Origin of the sequence: Pedobacter zeae (assembly GCF_014196715.1) — a bacterium.
GTDB classification, from domain to species: domain Bacteria; phylum Bacteroidota; class Bacteroidia; order Sphingobacteriales; family Sphingobacteriaceae; genus Pedobacter; species Pedobacter zeae.
Window position 1 is genome coordinate 197,715 of sequence record NZ_JACIEF010000001.1, and the last position, 21,519, is coordinate 219,233.

The window sequence follows — 21,519 nt, forward strand, 5'->3', positions numbered from 1 at the left end:
ATTTGTCATTTTTTACGTTTGCTTCACGTGCGACATCAGCTAAAAGACATTAAATTTTTTAATATTCTGCTTACTCCCGGTTCTATTTAATGATTGTTTTTATATATTCGTTAAATAAATGTCTGTAAGACGTTTATTTAACCAAATTTTACAGATACACCATTCCGGATAAGTTAATCGCCGGGCCGGTGGTGAAGCAAACCTGGGTAGTATGAGCAGTCAACATTTTATCAAGCCATTCATTTCTGCGGGCTTCGTGTTCAGATCTATATGCATGCACCGGAAAAATCGATTACAAATTTGATTTGGTACCGGAACGGTTGTGTAGGGCTATATACCCATTTTACCAGCTGATGTTAAACCAGATAGAAACTAATACCTGTTTATTAAGAAAATTTTAAAAATGAAAAAAATAATTGCCACCGTTTTAATCAGCGCCTTGTGTGGATCTGTTTTCGGGCAAACTGCTTTACAGCCATTTAGTTTAACAGAAGTCCGCTTGCTCGATGGGCCTTTTAAACAAGCCCAGGAAACAGATAAAAAGTATATGTTATCGCTGGATCCAGATAGGCTTTTAGTGCCATATTTAAGGGAAGCAGGATTAAAACCGAAGGCTGCATCTTATGGAAACTGGGAAAATACGGGTTTAGACGGGCATATTGGCGGACATTATTTATCGGCCCTTGCTTTAATGTATGCAGCCACAGGCGATATAAAGGTAAAGGAGCGCATGGAATATATGATCGCCGAACTGGATAAATGTCAGCTCCAGAATGGCGATGGCTATTTGGCGGGTATCCCGGGTGGCAAGCAAATGTGGAAAGAAATTAAAGCCGGAAATATCAAGTCATCCAGTTTTTCACTGAACGGAAAATGGGTACCCCTGTACAATATCCATAAAATTTATGCAGGGCTGTACGATGCTTACGCTATTGCGGGCAATGCAAAAGCAAAGCAAATGCTCCTTAAACTGACGGATTGGTGTATCGATATGGTCTCCAATTTATCCGATCAGCAAGTACAGGAATTGTTAAAAAGCGAACATGGAGGATTGAATGAAACTTTTGCTCATGTTTACGCCATAACGGGTAACCCGAAGTATCTTCAATTGGCAAAACGGTTTTCAGATCAATCCATTCTCAATCCTTTATTAAAAAATACAGATGCCCTGAACGGTTTGCATGCAAATACGCAGATTCCGAAAGTGATCGGCTTCGAACAGATTGCTTTACTGGATAAGGATGCTGCCTGGGCAGATGCAGCTGCTTTCTTTTGGAAAACGGTAGTAGAGCATAGAACAGTAGCCATAGGCGGAAATAGCGTAAGAGAACATTTTCATCCTGCCAATAACTTTTCTTCGATGACCGAATCACGCGAAGGACCCGAAACCTGCAATTCTTACAACATGCTGAAGCTGACTAAACAGTTGTTTTTAGCTGCTCCTTCCAATACCTACCTTGATTATTACGAACGGACACTGTATAACCATATCCTTTCTTCGCAGCGGCCCGAAGGCGGTTTTGTCTATTTTACGCCCATGCGGCCAGGTCACTACCGTACCTATTCAAGTCCGCAGGAAAGTTTCTGGTGCTGTGTAGGCTCGGGATTGGAAAATCATGGAAAATACGGAGAACTGATTTATGCACACCGTGCGAATGATCTATATGTGAATCTTTTTATCCCTTCAACCTTAAACTGGAAAGAAAAAGGCATTCGGCTTACGCAGCAAACCCTTTTCCCGGATGCTGAGTATACAACGGTTAAACTTCAGTTAAAAAGCAAACAGCGTTTTGCCTTGCATTTCCGTCGGCCTGCCTGGGCAGCGCAGGGGGAAATGGCTGTGCTGATCAACGGAAAAAAGGTAACTGCCAAAAGCGAGGCAAATGGGTTTGCCAGTATCGATCGTATTTGGAGTACCGGCGATGTGATTAAGATCTCCCTGCCGATGCACACCACTACAGAATTTATGCCCGATGGCTCTGATTGGGTAGCTTTCCTTCACGGTCCGGTTGTGCTAGCTGCTGAACTGGATACTTTAAACCAGCCGAATTTAACTGCTGATGGCAGCAGGATGGGGCATATTGCTTCAGGAGCCTTATTGCCGATTGCTGATGCACCATTGGTTACCGGTGCAAAAAATACGCTCGCAAATGAAATTATGCTGACGGATAAAAACAACTTAACTTTTAATGCTCAAAATGCGATCTTCCAGCCCAAATACAAATCGTTAAAATTAGTTCCTTTTTACACCCTTGCCGAAAAGCGGTATGTGGTATATTTTCCTTACAGCAGTGCTGAGGCATTGCCAGCTCGGGCAAAGGCGATTAAGCAGGCTGAAGAAGAAAAGATGAAAATGGAACAGAAAACGGTCGATCTGATCAATACAGGTGAACAGCAGCCAGAATCTGACCACAATTTTAAGGGAGAACAAACAGATAACGGAACTTACCAGGAAAGACATTTTAGAAATGGCAAAGCCTGGTTTAGCTATGTACTTAAAAATAAAGAGTTATCAGCCAATAAGCTTGTATTAACCTATTTTGGGCAGGAAAAGAACAAAAACTTCTCTATACTGATCAACGGTGTTACAATTGACAATGTAAAGCTGGATGGGGGCAAGGGGAATGTTTTTTTTACGCAGGAATACCAGATCCCAAAAGAGTTGTTAAAGGGAGAATTAGAAGTGAAATTCGTTGCCGGTGAGGGATCGGCTATAGCCAATATATATGAAGTGAGGTTGGTGAAGTAAGTTGTTTAAGATAAATCGTCATCCTGAACTTGTTTCAGGATCTGTAGAAAAGGTTTTGAAGTGGGTTTTAAAAACTAAACGGATGCTGAAATAAATTCAGCATGAAAATGCTCATGCATAAACAAGTTAAGCATGAGCATAATGGATGATTTTGAGGGTCTTATTGCTTTAATAAGGTATTCAGTTCTTTTGTTTTAATGGTTAATATGGTGCCATGCCTCAATCCCTTTGGCAGGGAAATTTTATCTGAAACATCAGTCCAGGTTTTTAAATCAGCAGATTGGACTGCCCCATATTGGTGATCGCGGTACTTATCGAAATACACCATCCAGCTATTGCCGGTTTTTAAAGTTGTTGGTCCTTCAGCCCAGTAATTTCCGGTAATTGGATTTCCGGCTTTACTGTAAGGCCCGGTCAATTGATCGGCATAAGCCATTTTAATGTTTTTTTGAGCAGGCTGAGGGGTCTCATCTTTTAAAAACATGATAAACTGTTTACCGTTTTTAACGATAGTGGCATCAATAACGTTAAAGCCCGGATCGTAAAGCAGTTTAGTTTCAGAAAAGGTTTTGAAATCTTTAGTGGTAACATAATATAAGCGGTGGTTGTAGCCGCTTTCTGCTTTCGAAGCTGTTTCGTTAAATTTACCTGTAATGGTCGTTGCCCAGTAAATCATATAGGTTTTGGTCTGCCTGTCATAAGTAATTTCCGGTGCCCAGGTATTTCGCGCCCCTTCTTCTTTGGCCATTACCGGCAGAAATTGTTGCTCACTCCAATTGATCAGGTCTTTTGAACTGGCGTAACCTATTCCTTTATCTTTCCAGCTTACTGTCCAAACCATATGAAATAATCCATCAGCCCCGCGGATGATGCAGGGGTCGCGCATCAGTTTGTCTTTACTCACGGTAGGGGCAAGGAAAGATTGATCATTTTTAAGGGTTGTCCAATTATAGGCATCGGTACTGTAGGCCAGGTGCAAACCATCTTCTCCATTGCCTTTAAAATAGGCAAAAAGATAAACGTTTTTATGGTTTTGTGCCTGTGCCCTAAGGAAAAAGGTGAACAGTGCCAGGGAAATATATACTATTCGTTTCATTATGTTATTCTACAACAACTACAAAGCCACCGAAAGGTTTCATGGAGATGTTAAAATCTGCATTGGGGCTTACTTCAGTTCGGGTAAACGATAATTCTTCGTTTCCATCGGTAATTAATGTTGCCTTTTTACCTTTATACTTCGCCAGATCAAAGTTTACTGTTTTGGCGTTGGCTTCGCCATTTATGCCTGCTATATACCATTTTGAACCTGCCTTACGCGTCATCACTACAAATTTACCAGGGTAACCATCAATCAGTTTGGTATCTTCCCAGCCCGATGGAAAGTTTTGCAGGAACGATTTAACGTAAGCTGGAACAGTAGCTATCCCATCAGGAGATTCGGCTAGGTGTTGAATGCCTGATTGAAAAATTACGGGAAGGGCTAATTCAAATGCACTGGTTGTTTTGCGCTTAATATTTGGAATTTTAGTGAGATTCATTGGAGTAAAATCCATTGGATCGAAAATATTCCTTGTAAACGGAATGGTGGTGGCGTGCGTAGGCTCCTGGTCGGCATCGTACTGGCTGAAAGTGATAAATTCCATGCCTTTGATTGATTCCATGGTAAGCAGGTTCGGATAAGTACGCTGCCATCCCCTTGGCAGAGTAGCACCGTGGCAGTTTACACTTAAACCAAATTTGGCCGCATCTTTAAAAAGCTCCAGGTAATAACGGATCATTGATTGACCATCGCCTCCAAAAAAGTCTACTTTTATCCCTTTAATGCCCATTTTTTGAAGTAAGGCAAATTCTTTCAGGCGACTTTCTTTTGTGGTTAATTTATTTTTAGGCGTGTATTTTACGGTATTCCAATCTCCTGCCGAGTTGTACCAGAGCAACAGGCTTACCTTTTTTGATTTGGCATAATCAGCCAGTTCCTTCATTTTTTCGTAGCCTATTTTGGTATCCCAATCGGCATCAATCAGGCAGTATTCCCATTTCATATCCGCCGCAAAATCGATATATCTTTTCTGCACATCATAAACAATCGAATCATCTTTCAGCATGATCCAGCTCCATGAAGCTTTACCGGGTGGGAATAAATCCGGGTTGATGTTTGCCTTTGCCGGATCAGCCAGGTCTGTACCTAAGGTAGATTCGGTTACTTTTTTAAGACTGCCGATAGCGATTACCCTCCATGGACTATACCAGGGCAGGGTAGATTCGGGATTTACATTCTGATTGGTAAAAGCTTCTCTGGGATCAGGAAAGCCTACCTGGTAATTTCCATCGGGCGAATTTTGTTTTAACCGGGTGGCGCAGTAATTGCCATCTAAACCTGTTTCGGTAATGAGTAACCAGGTATCTTTATAATTAAAAAGCGCCGGATACACCCAACCGGCAGCGGTTGGGGCAGGTGTACCTACATTGATCTCTTTTTTATAATGTTCTTCGTACGACGGATTGGTGCTTTCAAAGCCGGTTTTGGCTACCGCCATAGGCTGCATCCATGCTTTGGTAGCGGCAAAGAAATGAAAAGCTGTTTTTTCTTCGGTTATTTTTTTGAGCTGCTTATCGCCATCAGGGAAGTAATAACGGAAAGCTACGCCATCATCAGACACCTGGAAAATAACATCGATTTTTTTGGAAGAGGCATTTTGCAGGTGAAGAATTCTCCTGTTGGCCAGGTATTGATTGTTTAATCTTTTGCCGTTCTTTAAAGTGTAATTGTCTTTGATGAGGTCATTTTTAGAAACCGATAGGATCGACAGGTTTTTGGAAAAGTCAGCATCTTCCCTGACCAAGCCAAGTAAGGAATTGGATAATACCGGGCTGGCATTTCTATTAATGCTGTAAAAAAGCGATTTGTCTTGAAGGAAAACAGAAACTGTAATTGTTTTATCAGGACTTGCAATTTCGTATCTGGTTTGACCCATTAATATTTGAGTAACCGAAAGCAGTAAAAATATGATGCTTGTGATTTTATATTTCATCTTTGAGTTATTTTAATTCCAGAACCACAATCGATTGTGCCGGTAATTCTACCTTCAGGCTGTTTCCTGATTTTTTTGCACCGGTAAATTTTGTATTATGAACTTTGTTCGGATCGTTGAAGGTATTGACATCAGTAAGTTTTGCAGAAGTTAATATCTGGCCGCTAACCGAGCTCCATTTTAAACCTTCTAATGCCGTGCTTAACGCAATTTTTTTATTCGGATCTAAATTAACCAGCGAAATGTGGATTGCGCCACTTGAATCCTGCGAAGCTGAAACATTTAATGCCGGAATTTTTTGATTACCCACTGTATATTCAGGGCTGGTAAAGGCAATTGGTAAATACTTTGCATCCTGGTGCACCTTATACAGGTCAAAAACATGGTAAGTTGGGGTGAGTACCATTTTATCTTTTTCGGTTAGCACTAAGGCCTGTAAAACATTTACGGTTTGTGCCAGGTTGGCCATTTTAACGCGGTCAGAATGGTTGTTAAAGATATTTAAAGTAGTACCGGCAATTAAAGCATCGCGTAAACTGTTCTGCTGATACAGGAAACCAGGGTTAGTTCCAGGCTCTACATCTGTCCAGATTCCCCATTCGTCAACTACCAGCGCAACCTTCTTTTTAGGATCGTATTTGTCCATTATTTCGGAATGTTTGGTGACCAGTTCCTCCATCTGCAGGCAGTTTTTCATGGTCGAAAAGTATTCTTTTTCATCAAATTTGGTCGCCGATCCTTTTTTGCCCCAGTTACCCGTTGGAATAGTGTAATAATGCAGCGTTAATCCCCACATTTGATCGCCAATATTTTTCATGCAGGTTTCAGTCCAGTTGTAATCGCTAGAATTTGCTCCACTGGCAATCTTTTTTAACGGTGCACCCGGATAGTTGCGCGCATAGGTGGCATACCTGCGGTATAAATCAGAATAGTAAGCAGGCGTCATACTGCCGCCACAGCCCCAGCTTTCATTACCTACACCCCAGAACGAAACTTTCCAGGGTTTTTCTCTTCCGTTTTGGCTGCGGATGGCCGTCATCGGGCTTACCCCGTCAAAATTCAGGTATTCTACCCATTTAGCCATTTCTTCAACAGTTCCGCTCCCAACATTGCCTGCAATATAAGGTTCGCAGTTGATCATCTGGCAGAGATCCAGAAACTCATGGGTACCAAAGCTATTGTCTTCCGTTACGCCACCCCAATTGGTATTCACCATTTTGGGGCGTTGGTTTCTTGGTCCAATGCCATCGCGCCAATGGTACTCATCGGCAAAACAGCCACCAGGCCAGCGCAGGTTGGGAACTTTTATTTTCTTTAGGGCATCAACAATGTCTAATCTGATCCGGCCTTTATTGGGGATAGTCGAATTCTCGTCTACCCAAAAGCCATCATAAATACAGCGGCCCAAATGTTCCGAAAAATGACCGTAAATGTGTTTGCTAACCACCTGGTTACCGGCAGGTTTAATGGTTAACTGGGTTTCATTTTGTGCATGCACTAAAATGGAACTACAGAATAAAGCTGCAGAAAAGAAAAGTTTTTTCATTGTGATCTCGTTAAGTCTATTGGTTAAATGGGATTTTGATTACGTTAAAAGAATAGGGTTTTAACGCAATATTTAATTTTTTGCCTTTTAAGTTAAATGTGCTTTTTTTCGGGCTTACCGCTTCAGGATTTTCGAAAGAATTGATCTGATTCAGGCTGCTGTTGGCTATTTCCTCATTGGTAGCTTTACTTTTTAGTTTCATTTTTCCCTCAAGGTCAAAATCGATGTTTTGGGCCTGATCGGAGTTGTTTGCAATTTTAATGATCAGCTCTTTTTTGGTCTGATCGGTTACCGCTGAAGCATAAAGTCCATCCTGGCCGATAATATTTTTCTCATCAAGCGTAATGGAAACCACATCGGTTCCTTTATTGGTCGAAAATAGCTTCTGCACATAATAATCTGGCGTACCGTACGATTTCAGGTTATCTACCCAGATCATATCAGGTGCCCATTGCCAGGCATCGATATGGGCGAAGAGGGGCGCGTATGAAGCCATTTGTACCACATCAGCGTTGCGCTCAAGTCCGGTCATTAAAGCAGCTGAGGCAAGTGCACTCTGCCAGTTGTTTTTATTGCTGCCGGTAATATTACTATTGGCATGTACCGCGTATTCGCCTACAAAAACCTTCGATCCGTTGCGTGGGTAATTGTCGTAGCGCCCTGCATTTTTTAAAAACCAATCGGCCGGACGGTAATAATGTTCATCTATAAAATCGGCATTATTGCTTCTCAAGGCATTGTTCAACAGGTCGAAACGGTCGCCGTCAGGGCCGGTTCCCGAGCTGTTGATCAATTTAAAGTCGGGATATTTCGCTTTAATCGCTTTGGTGAAAATGGCTACCCTTTCTAAGTATTGCGGTCCCCAGTTTTCGTTTCCTATGCCCATCATTTTTAAGTTAAAAGGCTTCGGATGACCCAGGTCAGCACGCATTTTGCCCCATTTGGTGGTTACATCGCCATTGGCAAATTCAATCAGGTCTAAAGCATCCTGTACATAAGGGTCCAGTTCATCCAGTGAAGCCACCTCAGCAGAGTTATACTGGCAGGCCATACCGCAATTTAATATGGGCAGGGCATCTGAGCCGATATCTTCTGCCAGTTGAAAATATTCGAAAAATCCTAAACCGAAACTTTGGTAATAATCAGGTGCTGCACGGTGAGCAAATTCCATGTTCCAGCGGTTCACGATCAACTGTCTGTCTTCGATCGGGCCTATGGTTTTTTTCCATTGGTAGCGATTGGCCAGATCGGTTCCTTCTACAATACAACCGCCGGGGAAACGGATAAAGCCGGGTTTCATATCGGCCAGCAGCTGTACCATGTCTGCCCTTAAGCCTTGGGGACGGTTTTTCCAGGTATCGGCAGGGAATAAAGAAATCATATCAACATCGATATTTCCATTGCCCTGAAACAAAATGGAAAACTTAGCTTTAGGGCTGGTTTCGGTGGCCGTAAAACTAGCTGATTGTTTTTTCCAGTCGCTACCGGTCTGATCAGGGCTTAATGTTCCCTGCCCGATAATATTATTATGCTCATCTTTAAGCATCAGTACCAGTTTAACACCAGGAGCCGACTGGCGGTACATCAACGAAAAATCGTAACGAAGGCCTTTTTTTACGCCAATGCCTTTAAAACCCTCGTTTACAAGCTCAAGATCTTCATTTTGTTTTTTTACCTGTAAATACCTGGGATTGGCCGTATTTACCTCTTTGCGGTTAACCACCAAAACTTCGCCTTCCTGCAGTTTCTTGCTCTTAATACTCCAGCCCATTAGTGGTTTGGCAAATTCGAATGAACGGTTTTTAATCAGTTCGGCATAAATACCACCGTCTGCGCCAAAGTTAATATCCTCAAAAAAGACACCCCACATGTTAGGTTGCACCTTAGCTATGGCATGGTCTGTTTTAACTTTGATCACTTTTGCAGTTTGTGCCTGTAAGTTTGGAGTATATCCAATTGCAATTACAGTAAATACTGTACATGCAGAAAATACACTTTTTATAGAGTTATTTAATTTCATACGGTTTTAATATTTGGAAGAATCTAATCGTAAAAGTAAAATATTTAAAATAATAAACGTTGATTTAACATTTATTTTTTTTCTGAATATCGATTTTACGCGTAAATTCTATAATTTTAGCATCAAATAGCCAGCAAAATAAAGTTTAATGCCATGCAAAATGTAGGTATAACAGCCTGGTTACGTAACTTTTTACTTGAGGTTTGATAGAATTTTAATGAAAGCTTTATAGTTTAAAAAGCAGGATGCCACAGGATGCAGTTAAAAATTTACGGTTTACATTCGATTGGAATCATTAATCCTAAACGCCAGGTTATGGGCTACGATTGGCTAACCAATGAAACATCATGAGCCTGTCTTTTTTTGGATGTTTTATATGGAGTATGTATATATTAATTAAGCCTGAACACTAGCCATGATGATTAAAAACATAAAATTTTCCCTTTTCTTCATCAGCTTATGCTGCACTGTACCACTTTTCGCACAGCGCCAAATGGAAAAACTCGACCGTGGTGTTATTGCGGTAAGGCAGAATAATGATTCTGTTTATGTAGGCTGGAGGATGTTAGGTACCGACGCCGATGATATCGCTTTTAACTTATACCGCAAAACAGGGAATAACCCTGCAGTTAAACTCAACCACGATCCTATTGTCAAGAGCACTAATTTTGTAGATGCACGGGGTAAATTCGACCTTCCGAACAGTTATTTTGTAAAGCCCGTTTTAAAAGGGCGTGAGCTCGAAGCCAGTAAAGCTTTTACCTTAATAGCTAAAGCACCTGTCCGGCAGTATTTAACCATTCCGCTGAAAACACCCGAAGGTTATTCTCCAAATGATGCTTCTGTGGGCGATTTAGACGGAGATGGTGAATATGAAATTGTTTTGCACCAAACAGGGCGCTCTCGCGATAATTCATCAAATGGCCCTACTGATCCACCTATTTTTCAGGCTTATAAGTTAGATGGAACTTTTTTGTGGGAAATTAATTTAGGGAAAAATATCCGGGAAGGAGCCCATTACACACAATTTATGGTGTACGACCTGGATGGCGATGGCATTGCAGAAATGGTATGTAAAACAGCCGATGGAACGGTAGACGGCAAAGGAAGAGTAATTGGCGATGCAACTAAAGATTGGCGTAACCCTAATGGTAAGATATTGGATGGCCCTGAATTTTTAACTGTGTTTAGCGGTAGAACAGGAGAGGCGCTGTCTACTACCGGTTATATTCCCGCCCGTGGCAATATTGGTGCCTGGGGCGGCAAAGGGGGCAATGGCAAAAACGATAATACGGGTAACCGTGTAGACCGGTTTAATGCCTGCGTGGCTTATTTGGATGGCATCCATCCAAGCGTGGTGATGTGCAGGGGCTATTATGGTAGAACGGTTTTAGCGGCCTGGGACTGGCGCAATGGCAAATTAACTTCCCGATGGGTGTTTGATAGTAAAGATGCTAAAAATCCATTTTCAGGGCAAGGCAACCATAATCTTACCGTGGCCGATGTTGATGGCGACGGTAAGGACGAGATTATTTTCGGTTCGATGTGCGTAGATGATAATGGAAAGGGCTTATACACCACAGGATTGAGGCACGGTGATGCCATTCATGTTTCAGATCTTGATCCGGAGCATCCCGGATTGGAAGTTTTTGGCATACATGAGATAGAAGAAGGGACAAAAGGCCCGGGGGTGGCCGTTTATGATGCCAAAACCGGCGAAATATTGTGGAAAGGGTCGCCTGATGAGGACGTGGGCAGGGGAGTGGCCGATAATATTGATCACACACGTTATGGTGCCCAGATGTGGTGGGCAGGGTCGAATGGCTTATTCGATATTAAAGGCAATAGAATAGGTGATCAGCCAGGATCGACCAATTTTGTAATTTATTGGGACGGCGATTTATCAAGAGAACTTTTAGATGCAAACCATATCGATAAATACAATGGCGGCAGGATTTTTACGGCAGATGGGGCTGTTGCTAACAACGGAACCAAATCTACACCGGCATTGAGTGCCGATATTTTTGGTGATTGGCGCGAAGAACTGATCTTAAGATCGAATGATAACCAAAGTTTACGCATCTATACCACAACGATACCTACAGAACACCGCCATTATACTTTAATGCACGACCCGCAGTACCGTTTAAGCATTGCCTGGCAAAATGATGGCTACAACCAGCCGCCGCATACTGGTTTCTACTTCGGTTTTGGCATGAAGAAAGCACCCAAACCTAATATTTTACTTGTAGAACCCAAAAAATAACCTGACTCATTCATAATTAAGCACCATTCCTGATTTTAATAGGTAATGAATAAAAAATATAACTTTATAGCAACTTTGATCATTCTGTGCATTGCTACCCTCGCTTTTGTTGCACAACATAAACCTGCGCTGCATACCATTGGCGATTCTACTGTCCGCAATTCCAATAAGGAAACCTGGGGCTGGGGTACTCCCATAGCTGCACTTTTCGATACCGCTAAAATCCACATCGAAAACAATGCAATGGCCGGAAGAAGTACGCGTACCTTTTTATCAGAAGGCAGGTGGGATAGGGTTTTGGAGACATTAAAACCAGGTGACTTCGTAACCATTCAATTCGGACATAACGATGGTAGCCTACCCGACACTACAAAAGCCGGTAGAAGAGGGGTTTTAAAAGGAACAGGAGAAGAAAACAAAGTATTAACCTGGCCAGATGGAAAGGTAGAAATCGTACATACCTATGGCTGGTATATCCGCAAATTTGTGCGCGAAACTAAAGCAAAGGGTGCTACACCGATTGTGCTTTCGATGATTCCAAGAAACATTTTTAAAGAGGGTAAAGTGTTGCGAGCCAATAACGATTTTGGAAAATGGGCTGCCGAAGTTGCAAAAGAAGAAAACGCTTTTTTCGTCGATCTGAATAAAATTACAGCCGATAAATATGATGCATTAGGACCAGATAAAGTAAAACTTTATTTTCCCGGAGATCACACCCATACCAATCTGGAAGGTGCAAAAGTTAATGCGCAATCGGTAGTAGAAGGGATTAAAGAATTAAAAGGCTGTGAATTGAAAATGTACCTGCTTAGATAAGGGAGAAACTAAAGGTGAAAGACCAAAGTAACCAGCAGAGTTGTTATTCCGCTGCGCTTTAACAGAAATGACGATTTTTTCAAGACAAAGCCTAAAATTAACCTGTATAATCATTCCAATAACAATGAAATCAGCTAAAAAATATCTGAGCTTAACCCTAATTGGTGCCTTCATCATATTTTCTTCCTGCATCGTCCTTAAAAAGCAGGATAAACCTACGTTATTCCTTATTGGCGATTCTACCGTTAAAAACGGAAAAGGTACAGGTGATGGCGCTTTATGGGGCTGGGGGAGTTTCATTGGTGATTTATTCGACAGCGAAAAAATCTATGTAGAAAACGATGCCCTCGGCGGTACCAGCAGTCGCACTTACCAAAGCAATGGCTTGTGGGATGCTGTTTTGGCGAAAGTAAAAAAAGGCGATTTCGTGATGATGCAGTTTGGCCATAACGATAGCAGCCCTTTGGATGATACTGCACGTGCTCGCGGCACCATAAAAGGGATTGGTACGGAAAGCAGAGAAATTTATAACCCAATTAAAAAAAAACGGGAAGTGGTTTATACTTATGGATGGTACCTGCGCAAGTTCATCAGCGATATTAAGGCCAAAGGTGCAACAGCCATTGTATGTTCACCCGTTCCACGCAATCCGGTTAAAGAGGATGCTGTAGTTTTAGCCAACGACAGTTATGCCGGTTGGGCAGCAGAAGTTGCAAAAGCCGAAAAAGTCGATTTTATTCCATTGAACCAAATCATTAAAGATAAATATGGCGCTTTAAGTGCTGCTAAGGTGAAAACTTTTTTTACAGAGAAAGACCATACCCATACCAACGAAACAGGAGCAAAATTAAATGCAGCTGCAGTTGTAGAGGGCCTGAAGAAATTAAAAAAAAATAAACTGCATCACTACTTAAAATAATCAGGGCAGCATACTGCAGGATGCATTACTGTCTTATTTTAACATGGCTACAAAAAATGCTGATGGCCATCTAGCCCCTTGCCTGTTGTAGGCTGGCGGTTGAAGCGTTACCCTGCATCAACGAGGTAGGAGTATAAGTGGAAAACGGGAGAAAATTTGCTGTTTTACACCAGCATCATGCTCCTTAAAAAAAATAATTTTAGGATTGGGAAATGAGCATGCAGTGGTTCTTGGCGGTTTGCAGTCCCGCTTTCGCTTATAGTCCTCACTGCGCTCCGGGCTATCCCGCTCAATCTGGTTTAGGAACAAAGGCTTGTGCACCCTGCAAAACCCCCAAAATGAAATACTGCTTGGCCACTTAGCCCCGGTTGAAGCGTTACCCTGCAGCAACGAGGCACGAGGCAGCGAGGCGTATAAGCGGAAAACGGGAAGAAACTTGCTGTTTTGCACGAGTATTGCGCTCCCCTGGAAAAGAAATACTTTAGTTTTATAATTTGGAAATGATTGGTCTGTGGTTCTTGGCGGTGTACAGTCCCGCTTTCGCTTATAGTCCTCTCCCGATGAAAGATCGGGATGCGAGCTATTCCGCTCAATCTGGTTTAGTAACAAAGGTTTGTGCACTTTGCAGTCTTTAAAGGAAAGTGATTCCTATCCTCGGTCTGTGTCCTCATAAAACTAAAAAATAATATTTAGGTCGGTTTGTGCGACACAGGCTACCGGAAAAACAATTGTTTATTTCCGTGCTTTCAGTGTTTCCGAGGCAAAAAAAGCAAAATGCTACCAATCCAATTTCAACAGGGCTACGCCTTGTCTGTCTAATTCCATTTCAAAAGCACCGTTTGCAGTGTTAAATTTTTTGGGTTTGCCAATCATTTTAAGTTGGCCGGATTTTTCTAATACTGCAATCTGTTTTGCGTCGGGTTTTTGTGGCGATCCCATGTTTTTCCATACGGTATAAGAATTGCTGTTTTCAGTATCAATACGGTATTGGCTTATGGTTACTGTTTTTGCAGGCAGTTTATTTAAGGAGATGGAAAGAAGATCTTTCGAGCCCATTTTATCCTCATCATGGTAATTCCACAACATAACGGCGGCCGTTTTCGAGGCTTTAGTGGCTAAAACCCCTATATCTGTCTGCGGCTTTCTGATGCTTGAATCCAAAATAGAATTTAACTTGTACATGCGGTTGCTTATCGCTTTAACGCGGTTTCCTTTCATCTGGCCGAACATCCTGAATACGTTTAAAACCGGTTTATCTACACCGTTAGTGGCTAAATCGCGAAAACCTGCAAACCAAGGCTGGTTCTCGAATTCGAACGACCAGCTGACGGCGCCTAAGAGGTTGATTTTATAGTTATCTGTAAGTTCGTAAAGCCGGGCAAATGAAGCTGCGGTATAACTCGAATACATGGTGCCATTGCGATAGGCATTTTCGGGATTGGTACTCATGCCGCAGGCTGCACAACCTTCGGGATCAGATTCGCCTATAATGACAGGGATATTTTTAAGTTGAGGGTATTTACTGATGATTTTATAATTGCCATCGATATTGCGGAGCTGTGCCCTCACATTCATTACTACGGTTCCGTTAACCACCCGTGGCGACCCTTTAGCGTGGAACAGGACAACATCTAAAGGCGAACCGATTTTACCGGTTACATAGTTGGTATCTGTTAAACAGTGTTTAATAAAAGCATCTAAAAACCTGGTTCCCCCGCCTGTTACATTGGCACCACCAATTTTTGCTGAAGGTAAAGCTCTTTTAAGTCCGTCGGCAGCGTAATCGTAAAGTTTAAAGAATTCGGCCTGGGTACCTTTCCAATAGGAGCCATCAGGTTCATTCCATACTTCCCAGTACCAGCTTTCTACTTCAGCTTTGCCGTAGCGCTCTACACTATGTTTCACCCACTCGTATACCAAATTGCCCCATTTTTTGTAATCTTTTGGCGGGTAGGCCCAACCGGTTAAAATTTCATCGTAGCGTGCGCCCGGTTTCCATTTATGCTGGTATGGTAAAGGTTTGGTTGATAGCGCCTCGGGCATAAAGCCAATTTGAGCCAAAGGTTTCATCCCTCTTTTTACATAGGTGTCAAAAATCTGGTCAACAATTTTCCAGTTATAAATCGGGTTGCCCTGGGCATCTTCGGTGTAGGCATTGGTCGATCCCCATTTTAAAGCAGGGGTACCGTCTCCGGAGGTGAGCAAATTATGTGCACGTACGTATACCGGAACCGGGCTCAATTTTGAAATTTCAGTAAGCAGTTTCTGGCCATCTTTCATATAGGTATAATTTGGTTCATCATAGCCAAACCAGGCCCATATTGGTTTCATAGGCGCTATATTCTTATCAAAATTAACCTCAATGTTAGCTGTTGATTGTGCGCTTGCGGTATGGATAAAAACAGATAAGCTAAGAAAAAGGTAAGCGTTTTTTAATATTTTCATTTCGGGTGGTTTTTAGGGTGTACAGAACACGCTTACGCTCAAAATAAATAAAAAAAATGATACTGAATAAATTGTCGTTAAAGACTTCGACTTTACCCACAAATTTTCTCCATTCTACCTAATTTTTCAGCTAATTCTTGCTGCTCTTGTAGGTTGAAAAACTAATGATTTTTTCCAAAGTGTTTGTATGGGCTTAATTGGTATCGGATTTTTTTTAATTATTTAATGCATTAACTGGTGCCCAACAAATAAATGGTATTTTATCCATAGGTAACTATCTGCTGCTCATAGTTCTTTGCTTATTTGCCTTTCACGCTGTATATCAGCTGTACAACGCCAGATGGAGCGCTTTTAGTTTCTTTTAGGCTTAGCCAAATGCGATCTGTAATTTCGTTAAACAGTAATTTTCCGCTACCCAATATTACCGGGTGTACTGCAAGCTGTAGTTCATCAACCAGGCTTTCATTTAAAAAGGTAGCGATCAGTTTTGCTCCTCCATATAACCAAATGTCTTTCCCCGGAAGATTTTTGATTTCGGTTACTTTTTTTACAAGATCTGTCTCAATAAAAATGGCACCGGTACCATCGTCGGTTTTGGTATGCGAAAAAACATACTTTTTCTTATGGTTAATATTTTCAGAAATCGATTTCATCAATTCGTCTTCTTCTTCGCCAGGCTGATAGTTGCCCCACAAATCGTAACTGATCCTTCCGTAAAATATCGAATCGATACCGGCTAAAAAATCGTTAAAATTGGTGTCATCGTCCATAATGCACCAGTCAATTTCTCCGTTAGGGCCTTCAATATACCCATCTAATGTAACGGCAAGGCTTAAGATAATCTTTCTCATCTGATTAATTTCAGGTTTTCGTTCCTGTATAAAGGCTTTGTTTATCTTATTGATTTTATAACGATAAACTGTAAGTGAACTTCTAAATTACAAAATATCGCTTAATGTGGGTCTTAAGATTGGATTTGGATTCGCTACCGGGAGTTAGTTTTTTAACTTAACCTTAAGTTAACATGCAGGCTCTTTCTTTGTTCAGCACCATCGCTGATATAATTGCTTTTAACATGACTAAACCCATTAGTGTCCTTATCTTTTTTCTATTCTTCCTGCTCACCGCAAGTGCCCGGGAGGAGAAATTTGAATCGATTATTGCGCTGAATCAGAAAGATCCGACTGCTGCCCTCGCCCGATTAAAAAAAATATACGCTAAAGCTATCGATGATAACGATGAGCTTTTGGAGGGCAAATGTTTGCAACAGATGGGTAAGATCTGTTATACGCAAGGGCATTTTAGCCAATCGTTAGAGTTCTTTTTAAAAGCAGATAAAATATTCGGTAATGCCGATCAACCGCTTTTATTGGCTGCTAACCTTAACGATGCCGGGGTGCTTTACTATTATATGAAGCAGAAAGACAAGGCCATGCACAGTTATAGTAAAGCCATTGGCATATATAAAAGATCAAATAACCTGGCCGGACAGGTAACTGTTTTGGGTAATATTGGGCAGTTATACGAGAAAAGACAACTTTACGACAGCGCATTTTACTATCAAAAACTGGCTTTAAAGATAAACGGAAAGATTAACGATAAAAGTGCTGCTGCAAAAATACACGAAAACCTGGGCAGTATCTATGAAGACCTGGAGCGTTATGATTCTGCCTATGTACACTTTAAGGAGTCGTTAAAGTTATATCAGGAAGATCATAATAACCTGGGGAGTATTGAAGTAATTAATAATTTAGGCGACATCCTCCGTAAAACCGGCCAGTATAAAGAAAGTATTGCCCAAACAGAAACTGCGCTTAAACTGGCCGAAAAGATGGGTAATAGTTATCAGGTCAGTTCCTGCTGCAGGGATTTGGGCAAGGCCTATGAGCTGTTGAACAATATGGACAGCGCCTACCACTATGTAAAACTGGGTTATAAGTACACCATCGATCTGTATTCTGAAGATGGTGCGCGGCAGGCCGCCTTTTTGCAGGTGCTTTACGATATCAATAAAAAATCGGATGAGATCAATAAACTGAAAAACGACCGCAAGGTGAACAGGATTATTGCTTTTTCTGCCACCATTGTGGTGATATTACTGGTGGTTCTGGGCTTTGTGATTTTCAGCAGGCAACGCTTAAAGTTAAAAGATCAGCAGATGCTGGCAAGGCAGAAGGCAATAGAACACGGAATGACCAGTCTTGAGCTCAAAAATCTTCAGCTCGAAGAACAGCACCTAAAGCAGTTGCTGGAGGTTAAAAGCAGGGAGTTATCTACCCATACCTTAAACCTGATCAAACATAACCAGTTTCTCGAAAACCTGAGAAGTACCTTACAAGCCATGGTAAAAGAGGATAAACGCGATCAGAAAAAGCAGATGAACCAGATCCTGACCGAAATTAACCAGAGCTTTAACCACGAACGCAACTGGAAGGAATTTACGATGGCTTTCGAACAGGTGCACCATCAATTTCTCGAAAACCTAAAAAAATACAGCAGTGAGCTTACCTCAGCCGATATGCGATTAATTGCGCTGTTAAAAATGAACCTCGATTCAGGCGATATTGCAACCTTACTCGGTATCTCTACCGATAGCTTAAGGGTATCGAGATACAGGCTGAGGAAAAAGCTGAATCTGGCGCAGGGCGATAATTTGTCGGCATTTATACAAGCCTTATAACCGTTACATTGGCCGTTCCATACCGGCTGTTTTTTAATGATTTCAAGCGCTTAACAATTCGTTAATGTAACGGTAATAAAAGCATAATGTCGATTTTTGTTAGATTTAATGTGTTTATAATCAGGATGTTATTGTTTTGTGTTGCTTTTTGATATATGGCTGCTGTAACGCTGTTGCCTTTATGTAACCCCAATAATTTCCTGGTGTAAAATGGTGTATACATCTTTGGTCGTCGATAATAAAAAGACATGACCAAACACAATGAATAAACGATTACAAATTCTGTTTTTACTTCTTTTTTGTGCAGCCACAGCTCATGCCACAAAACTGAAAGGCCACGTTTACGATAAGCAAACCGGAGAAGCCATTGTTGGTGCAACAGTGGTTTTAGAAAACCCAAGGCGAACAACCAATACCGGCTTAGATGGTACTTTCGAATTCAAGGATGTAAAAGCAGGCACTGCCAAAATCAGTGTAAGCTACATTACTTACAGAACCATCGAAAAAACTTTAGTGATACTGAAGGAAGATAACGATCACCTAAAGTTTTACATGGAGAGCGATTCGAAAACACTCGATGATATCAGCATCAAATCGAATGCAGTCAGTTCTACCGATCAGGGAGCGAGGCGTCTCGAAAAAAATGCTGCACAGTTGATGAATATCGTATCAGGCAGGGCGATCGAAATTTCGCCGGATTTAACGGTGGCCAATGTGATGCAACGCATTTCGGGCGTTTCGATAGAGCGCAACAGCAATGGCGATGGGCAATATGCCATATTAAGGGGAATGGATAAACGCTACAATTATACTTTGGTAAATGGCGTTAAAATCCCAAGTCCTGATAATAAATACCGGTATGTTCCGCTCGATCTTTTTCCTGCCGATTTACTCGACCGTTTAGAGGTGTATAAAACGCTTACTCCAAATTTGGAGGGGGATGCGATTGGTGGTGCGATTAATATGGTGATGAAAAATGCCCCGGGTTTGTTGCAGGTAAATGCCAACGTTTCTACCGGTTATAATCAATTGTTTTTCGATCGTCAGTTTACCGGTTATCATGCTTCAGGTATTAATTATAAATCGCCTTACGAAATAAATGGTAAAAGCTATAATGCTATGCAGAACGATTTCACCAAAGGAACGCTCGATTATCAATATAAAAATCCGGCACCTCATTTAATCGGGAGTTTATCTGTAAGTAAACGCTTTTTAGATAACAGATTGGGTGTCGTGTTGGCAGGGAGTTATCAAAATACCTATCGCGGCAGCAACAGCACTTTTTACAATAATTCGGTTGTAGGCACAGATGCTTATGCTACCATTACCAGTAAGAGTTACCGTGAATATTCCGAACAGCAGCAACGTACGGGCTTACACGGAAAAATCGATTACGCTTTCAATAAAGACCACCAGATCAGCTTGTATAATGTATACGTTAACCTGAAAAACCAACAGGTTAGAGATGCCGTAACCACTACTTATAACAAGGATTATGATCCCGTAGCGGGAAATGCACAACTGGTTTTTGATACCCGTAGCCGTTTAACTGAACAGCAGGTTTACAATTCTACGCTGCATGGCGACCATAAATTTTTTGATGATAAATTTAAGGTGCAATGGTCTGCTGTTTATTCTTCGGCCAAAAATGATGTGCCCGAAAATACCAGTATCAGCCTGAATGGATTGGAGCAGAATTTTCAACGCAGGCGCACCAGTTTAGTGAATACCAACCCGGTTACCCGCAGGTGGGAACGCAATACCGACGAAGATTTAGCCGGCTATCTGGATTTAACCTACCATGTTTTATCAGGAACCCACCAACTGGATATTATGGCAGGAGGTTTATACCGCGATAAACAAAGGAGCAGCTTCTTTAATAATTACAATATGGCCCAGGCAGCAGATCATGCAAATGATATTTATGGGGTAAATTTCCAAAATTATACCGATCTGAACCTGGTGGTAAGCAATCCAACAGGTGCGGTAGCCAATTCCCTAACCTACGATGCTACAGAAAAAACCACGGCAGGTTATGGAATGTTTAAATACACTTCTGCCAAACTTGAAGTGATAGGAGGTGCAAGGGTAGAGCATACCAATCAGGGGTATAACCTTCTTTTCCCGGCGGGAGAATCTTTCCCTAAAGGAAACCAGATTTATACCGATGTATTGCCTAGTTTAACTGCAAAATATTTTTTAACCGGAAAAGCGCAGTTGCATGCCTCTTATTACAAAGCCCTTAACCGCCCCGGTTTTTATGAAATTGTACCCGGAAAAGTTGTGAATGAAGAATTTCAGGAGCGTGGTAATCCTAACCTGCAACGTGCCCTGGCTGATAACTTCGATTTAAGGTACGAACTTTTTCCTGGTGCTTCAGAACAGTTGCTGGTAGGTGCTTTTTATAAGCGGATCAAAAATCCTATCGAATACACCTTCCAGGCCGATGCGGTTCGCGGTCAGGATATTTATTACAGTCCCGGAAATTTCGGTACCGCCAAAAATTATGGCGCAGAGGTAGATTACATTAAATATTTCAGCAAGATAGGCGTGAAAGCCAATTATACCTACACGCATTCGCGCATTAACACGACTAAAACCACCAGGGTTATTAATAGCACTACCGGAGATACAGAACCAGCTAACGTTAACCAGGAACGCCCGCTTTATGGCCAGTCGGCACATATCGCCAACCTGTCGTTATTGTTTAAAGACACTAAAAAGGGCTGGGACGTTCAGGTTGCAGGTGCCTATACAGGGCCACGCATCAACACTGTTTCGCAATTCTTAAATAATGATTTATGGCAGGAAGGATTTGTACAGATGGATGTATCTGCGGAGAAACGTTTTAAAGGGGGGATCAGTGTTTTTGTAAAAGCCAACAACATCTTAAATACACCAACCAAACTGTTTATAAAAGGTACAAATCCGGCAAATAACGACATCGGTGAAGATTTGGTTAAAAATGGAAACACCTTGATCAGAAGCGATTATTACGGCCAAAACTACCTTGTTGGCTTTAGGTATAAGTTTAATTAATAGCATT

The 21,519-nt window shown here is 41.6% G+C and carries 12 protein-coding genes; 6 read left to right on the forward strand and 6 right to left on the reverse strand.

The annotated features are described in order from the left end of the window. Window positions 1–403 precede the first annotated feature (403 nt). The gene (locus GGQ60_RS00795) at window positions 404–2,749 is read left to right on the forward strand and encodes a glycoside hydrolase family 127 protein (protein WP_183759496.1); all 2,346 of its coding nucleotides are present in this window, start codon (window positions 404–406) and stop codon (window positions 2,747–2,749) included. Between the two features lie 160 nt (window positions 2,750–2,909). Here GGQ60_RS00795 and GGQ60_RS00800 read toward each other — a convergent pair whose 3' ends face one another. Genes GGQ60_RS00800 through GGQ60_RS00815 form a run of 4 tightly spaced genes read right to left on the reverse strand, consistent with a single transcriptional unit; the run spans window position 2,910 to window position 9,347 of the window. Then, entirely contained in the window at window positions 2,910–3,845 is a 936-nt protein-coding gene (locus GGQ60_RS00800) for a glycoside hydrolase family 43 protein (RefSeq protein WP_183759497.1), read from the reverse strand. 4 nt (window positions 3,846–3,849) lie between these two features. Then, complete coding sequence (locus tag GGQ60_RS00805) at window positions 3,850–5,781, reverse strand: glycoside hydrolase family 97 protein (protein ID WP_229685058.1); 1,932 nt, start codon at window positions 5,779–5,781, stop codon at window positions 3,850–3,852. A gap of 7 nt (window positions 5,782–5,788) precedes the next feature. Beyond that, complete coding sequence (locus GGQ60_RS00810) at window positions 5,789–7,327, reverse strand: alpha-N-arabinofuranosidase (RefSeq protein WP_183759498.1); 1,539 nt, start codon at window positions 7,325–7,327, stop codon at window positions 5,789–5,791. Window positions 7,328–7,343: 16 nt separating this feature from the next. After that, window positions 7,344–9,347, reverse strand: coding sequence for an alpha-L-arabinofuranosidase family protein (locus GGQ60_RS00815; protein WP_183759499.1), 2,004 nt, complete (start codon window positions 9,345–9,347; stop codon window positions 7,344–7,346). 415 nt (window positions 9,348–9,762) lie between these two features. On the opposite strand from GGQ60_RS00815, the gene GGQ60_RS00820 reads away from it, so the two are divergent. The 3 genes from GGQ60_RS00820 (at window position 9,763) to GGQ60_RS00830 (ending at window position 13,348) form a co-directional block, all read left to right on the forward strand. Further along, window positions 9,763–11,613, forward strand: coding sequence for a rhamnogalacturonan lyase (locus tag GGQ60_RS00820; RefSeq protein ID WP_308421165.1), 1,851 nt, complete (start codon window positions 9,763–9,765; stop codon window positions 11,611–11,613). 45 nt (window positions 11,614–11,658) lie between these two features. After that, window positions 11,659–12,429: a rhamnogalacturonan acetylesterase gene (locus GGQ60_RS00825; RefSeq protein ID WP_183759500.1), complete on the forward strand. Its 771-nt coding sequence runs from the start codon at window positions 11,659–11,661 to the stop codon at window positions 12,427–12,429. 124 nt (window positions 12,430–12,553) lie between these two features. Then, the gene (locus GGQ60_RS00830) at window positions 12,554–13,348 is read left to right on the forward strand and encodes a rhamnogalacturonan acetylesterase (RefSeq protein WP_183759501.1); all 795 of its coding nucleotides are present in this window, start codon (window positions 12,554–12,556) and stop codon (window positions 13,346–13,348) included. Window positions 13,349–14,125: 777 nt separating this feature from the next. Here the strand turns inward: GGQ60_RS00830 and GGQ60_RS00835 are convergent. Together GGQ60_RS00835 and GGQ60_RS00840 are read right to left on the reverse strand one after the other, a co-directional pair. Then, a complete protein-coding gene (locus GGQ60_RS00835) occupies window positions 14,126–15,793 on the reverse strand; it encodes a GH39 family glycosyl hydrolase (RefSeq protein ID WP_183759502.1) in 1,668 nt (555 codons plus the stop codon). A 299-nt stretch (window positions 15,794–16,092) separates the two neighbouring features. Further along, window positions 16,093–16,644 carry a dihydrofolate reductase family protein gene (locus tag GGQ60_RS00840; RefSeq protein ID WP_183759503.1) on the reverse strand — a complete coding sequence of 184 codons (552 nt, stop codon included), beginning with the start codon at window positions 16,642–16,644 and terminating at the stop codon, window positions 16,093–16,095. A 173-nt stretch (window positions 16,645–16,817) separates the two neighbouring features. Between GGQ60_RS00840 and GGQ60_RS00845 the strand changes: the two genes are divergently transcribed. Together GGQ60_RS00845 and GGQ60_RS00850 are read left to right on the forward strand one after the other, a co-directional pair. Further along, window positions 16,818–18,473, forward strand: coding sequence for a tetratricopeptide repeat protein (locus GGQ60_RS00845; protein WP_229685059.1), 1,656 nt, complete (start codon window positions 16,818–16,820; stop codon window positions 18,471–18,473). 261 nt (window positions 18,474–18,734) lie between these two features. Then, window positions 18,735–21,512 (forward strand): TonB-dependent receptor, encoded by a 2,778-nt coding sequence (locus tag GGQ60_RS00850; RefSeq protein WP_183759504.1) that lies wholly within the window; start codon window positions 18,735–18,737, stop codon window positions 21,510–21,512. Window positions 21,513–21,519 lie beyond the last annotated feature (7 nt).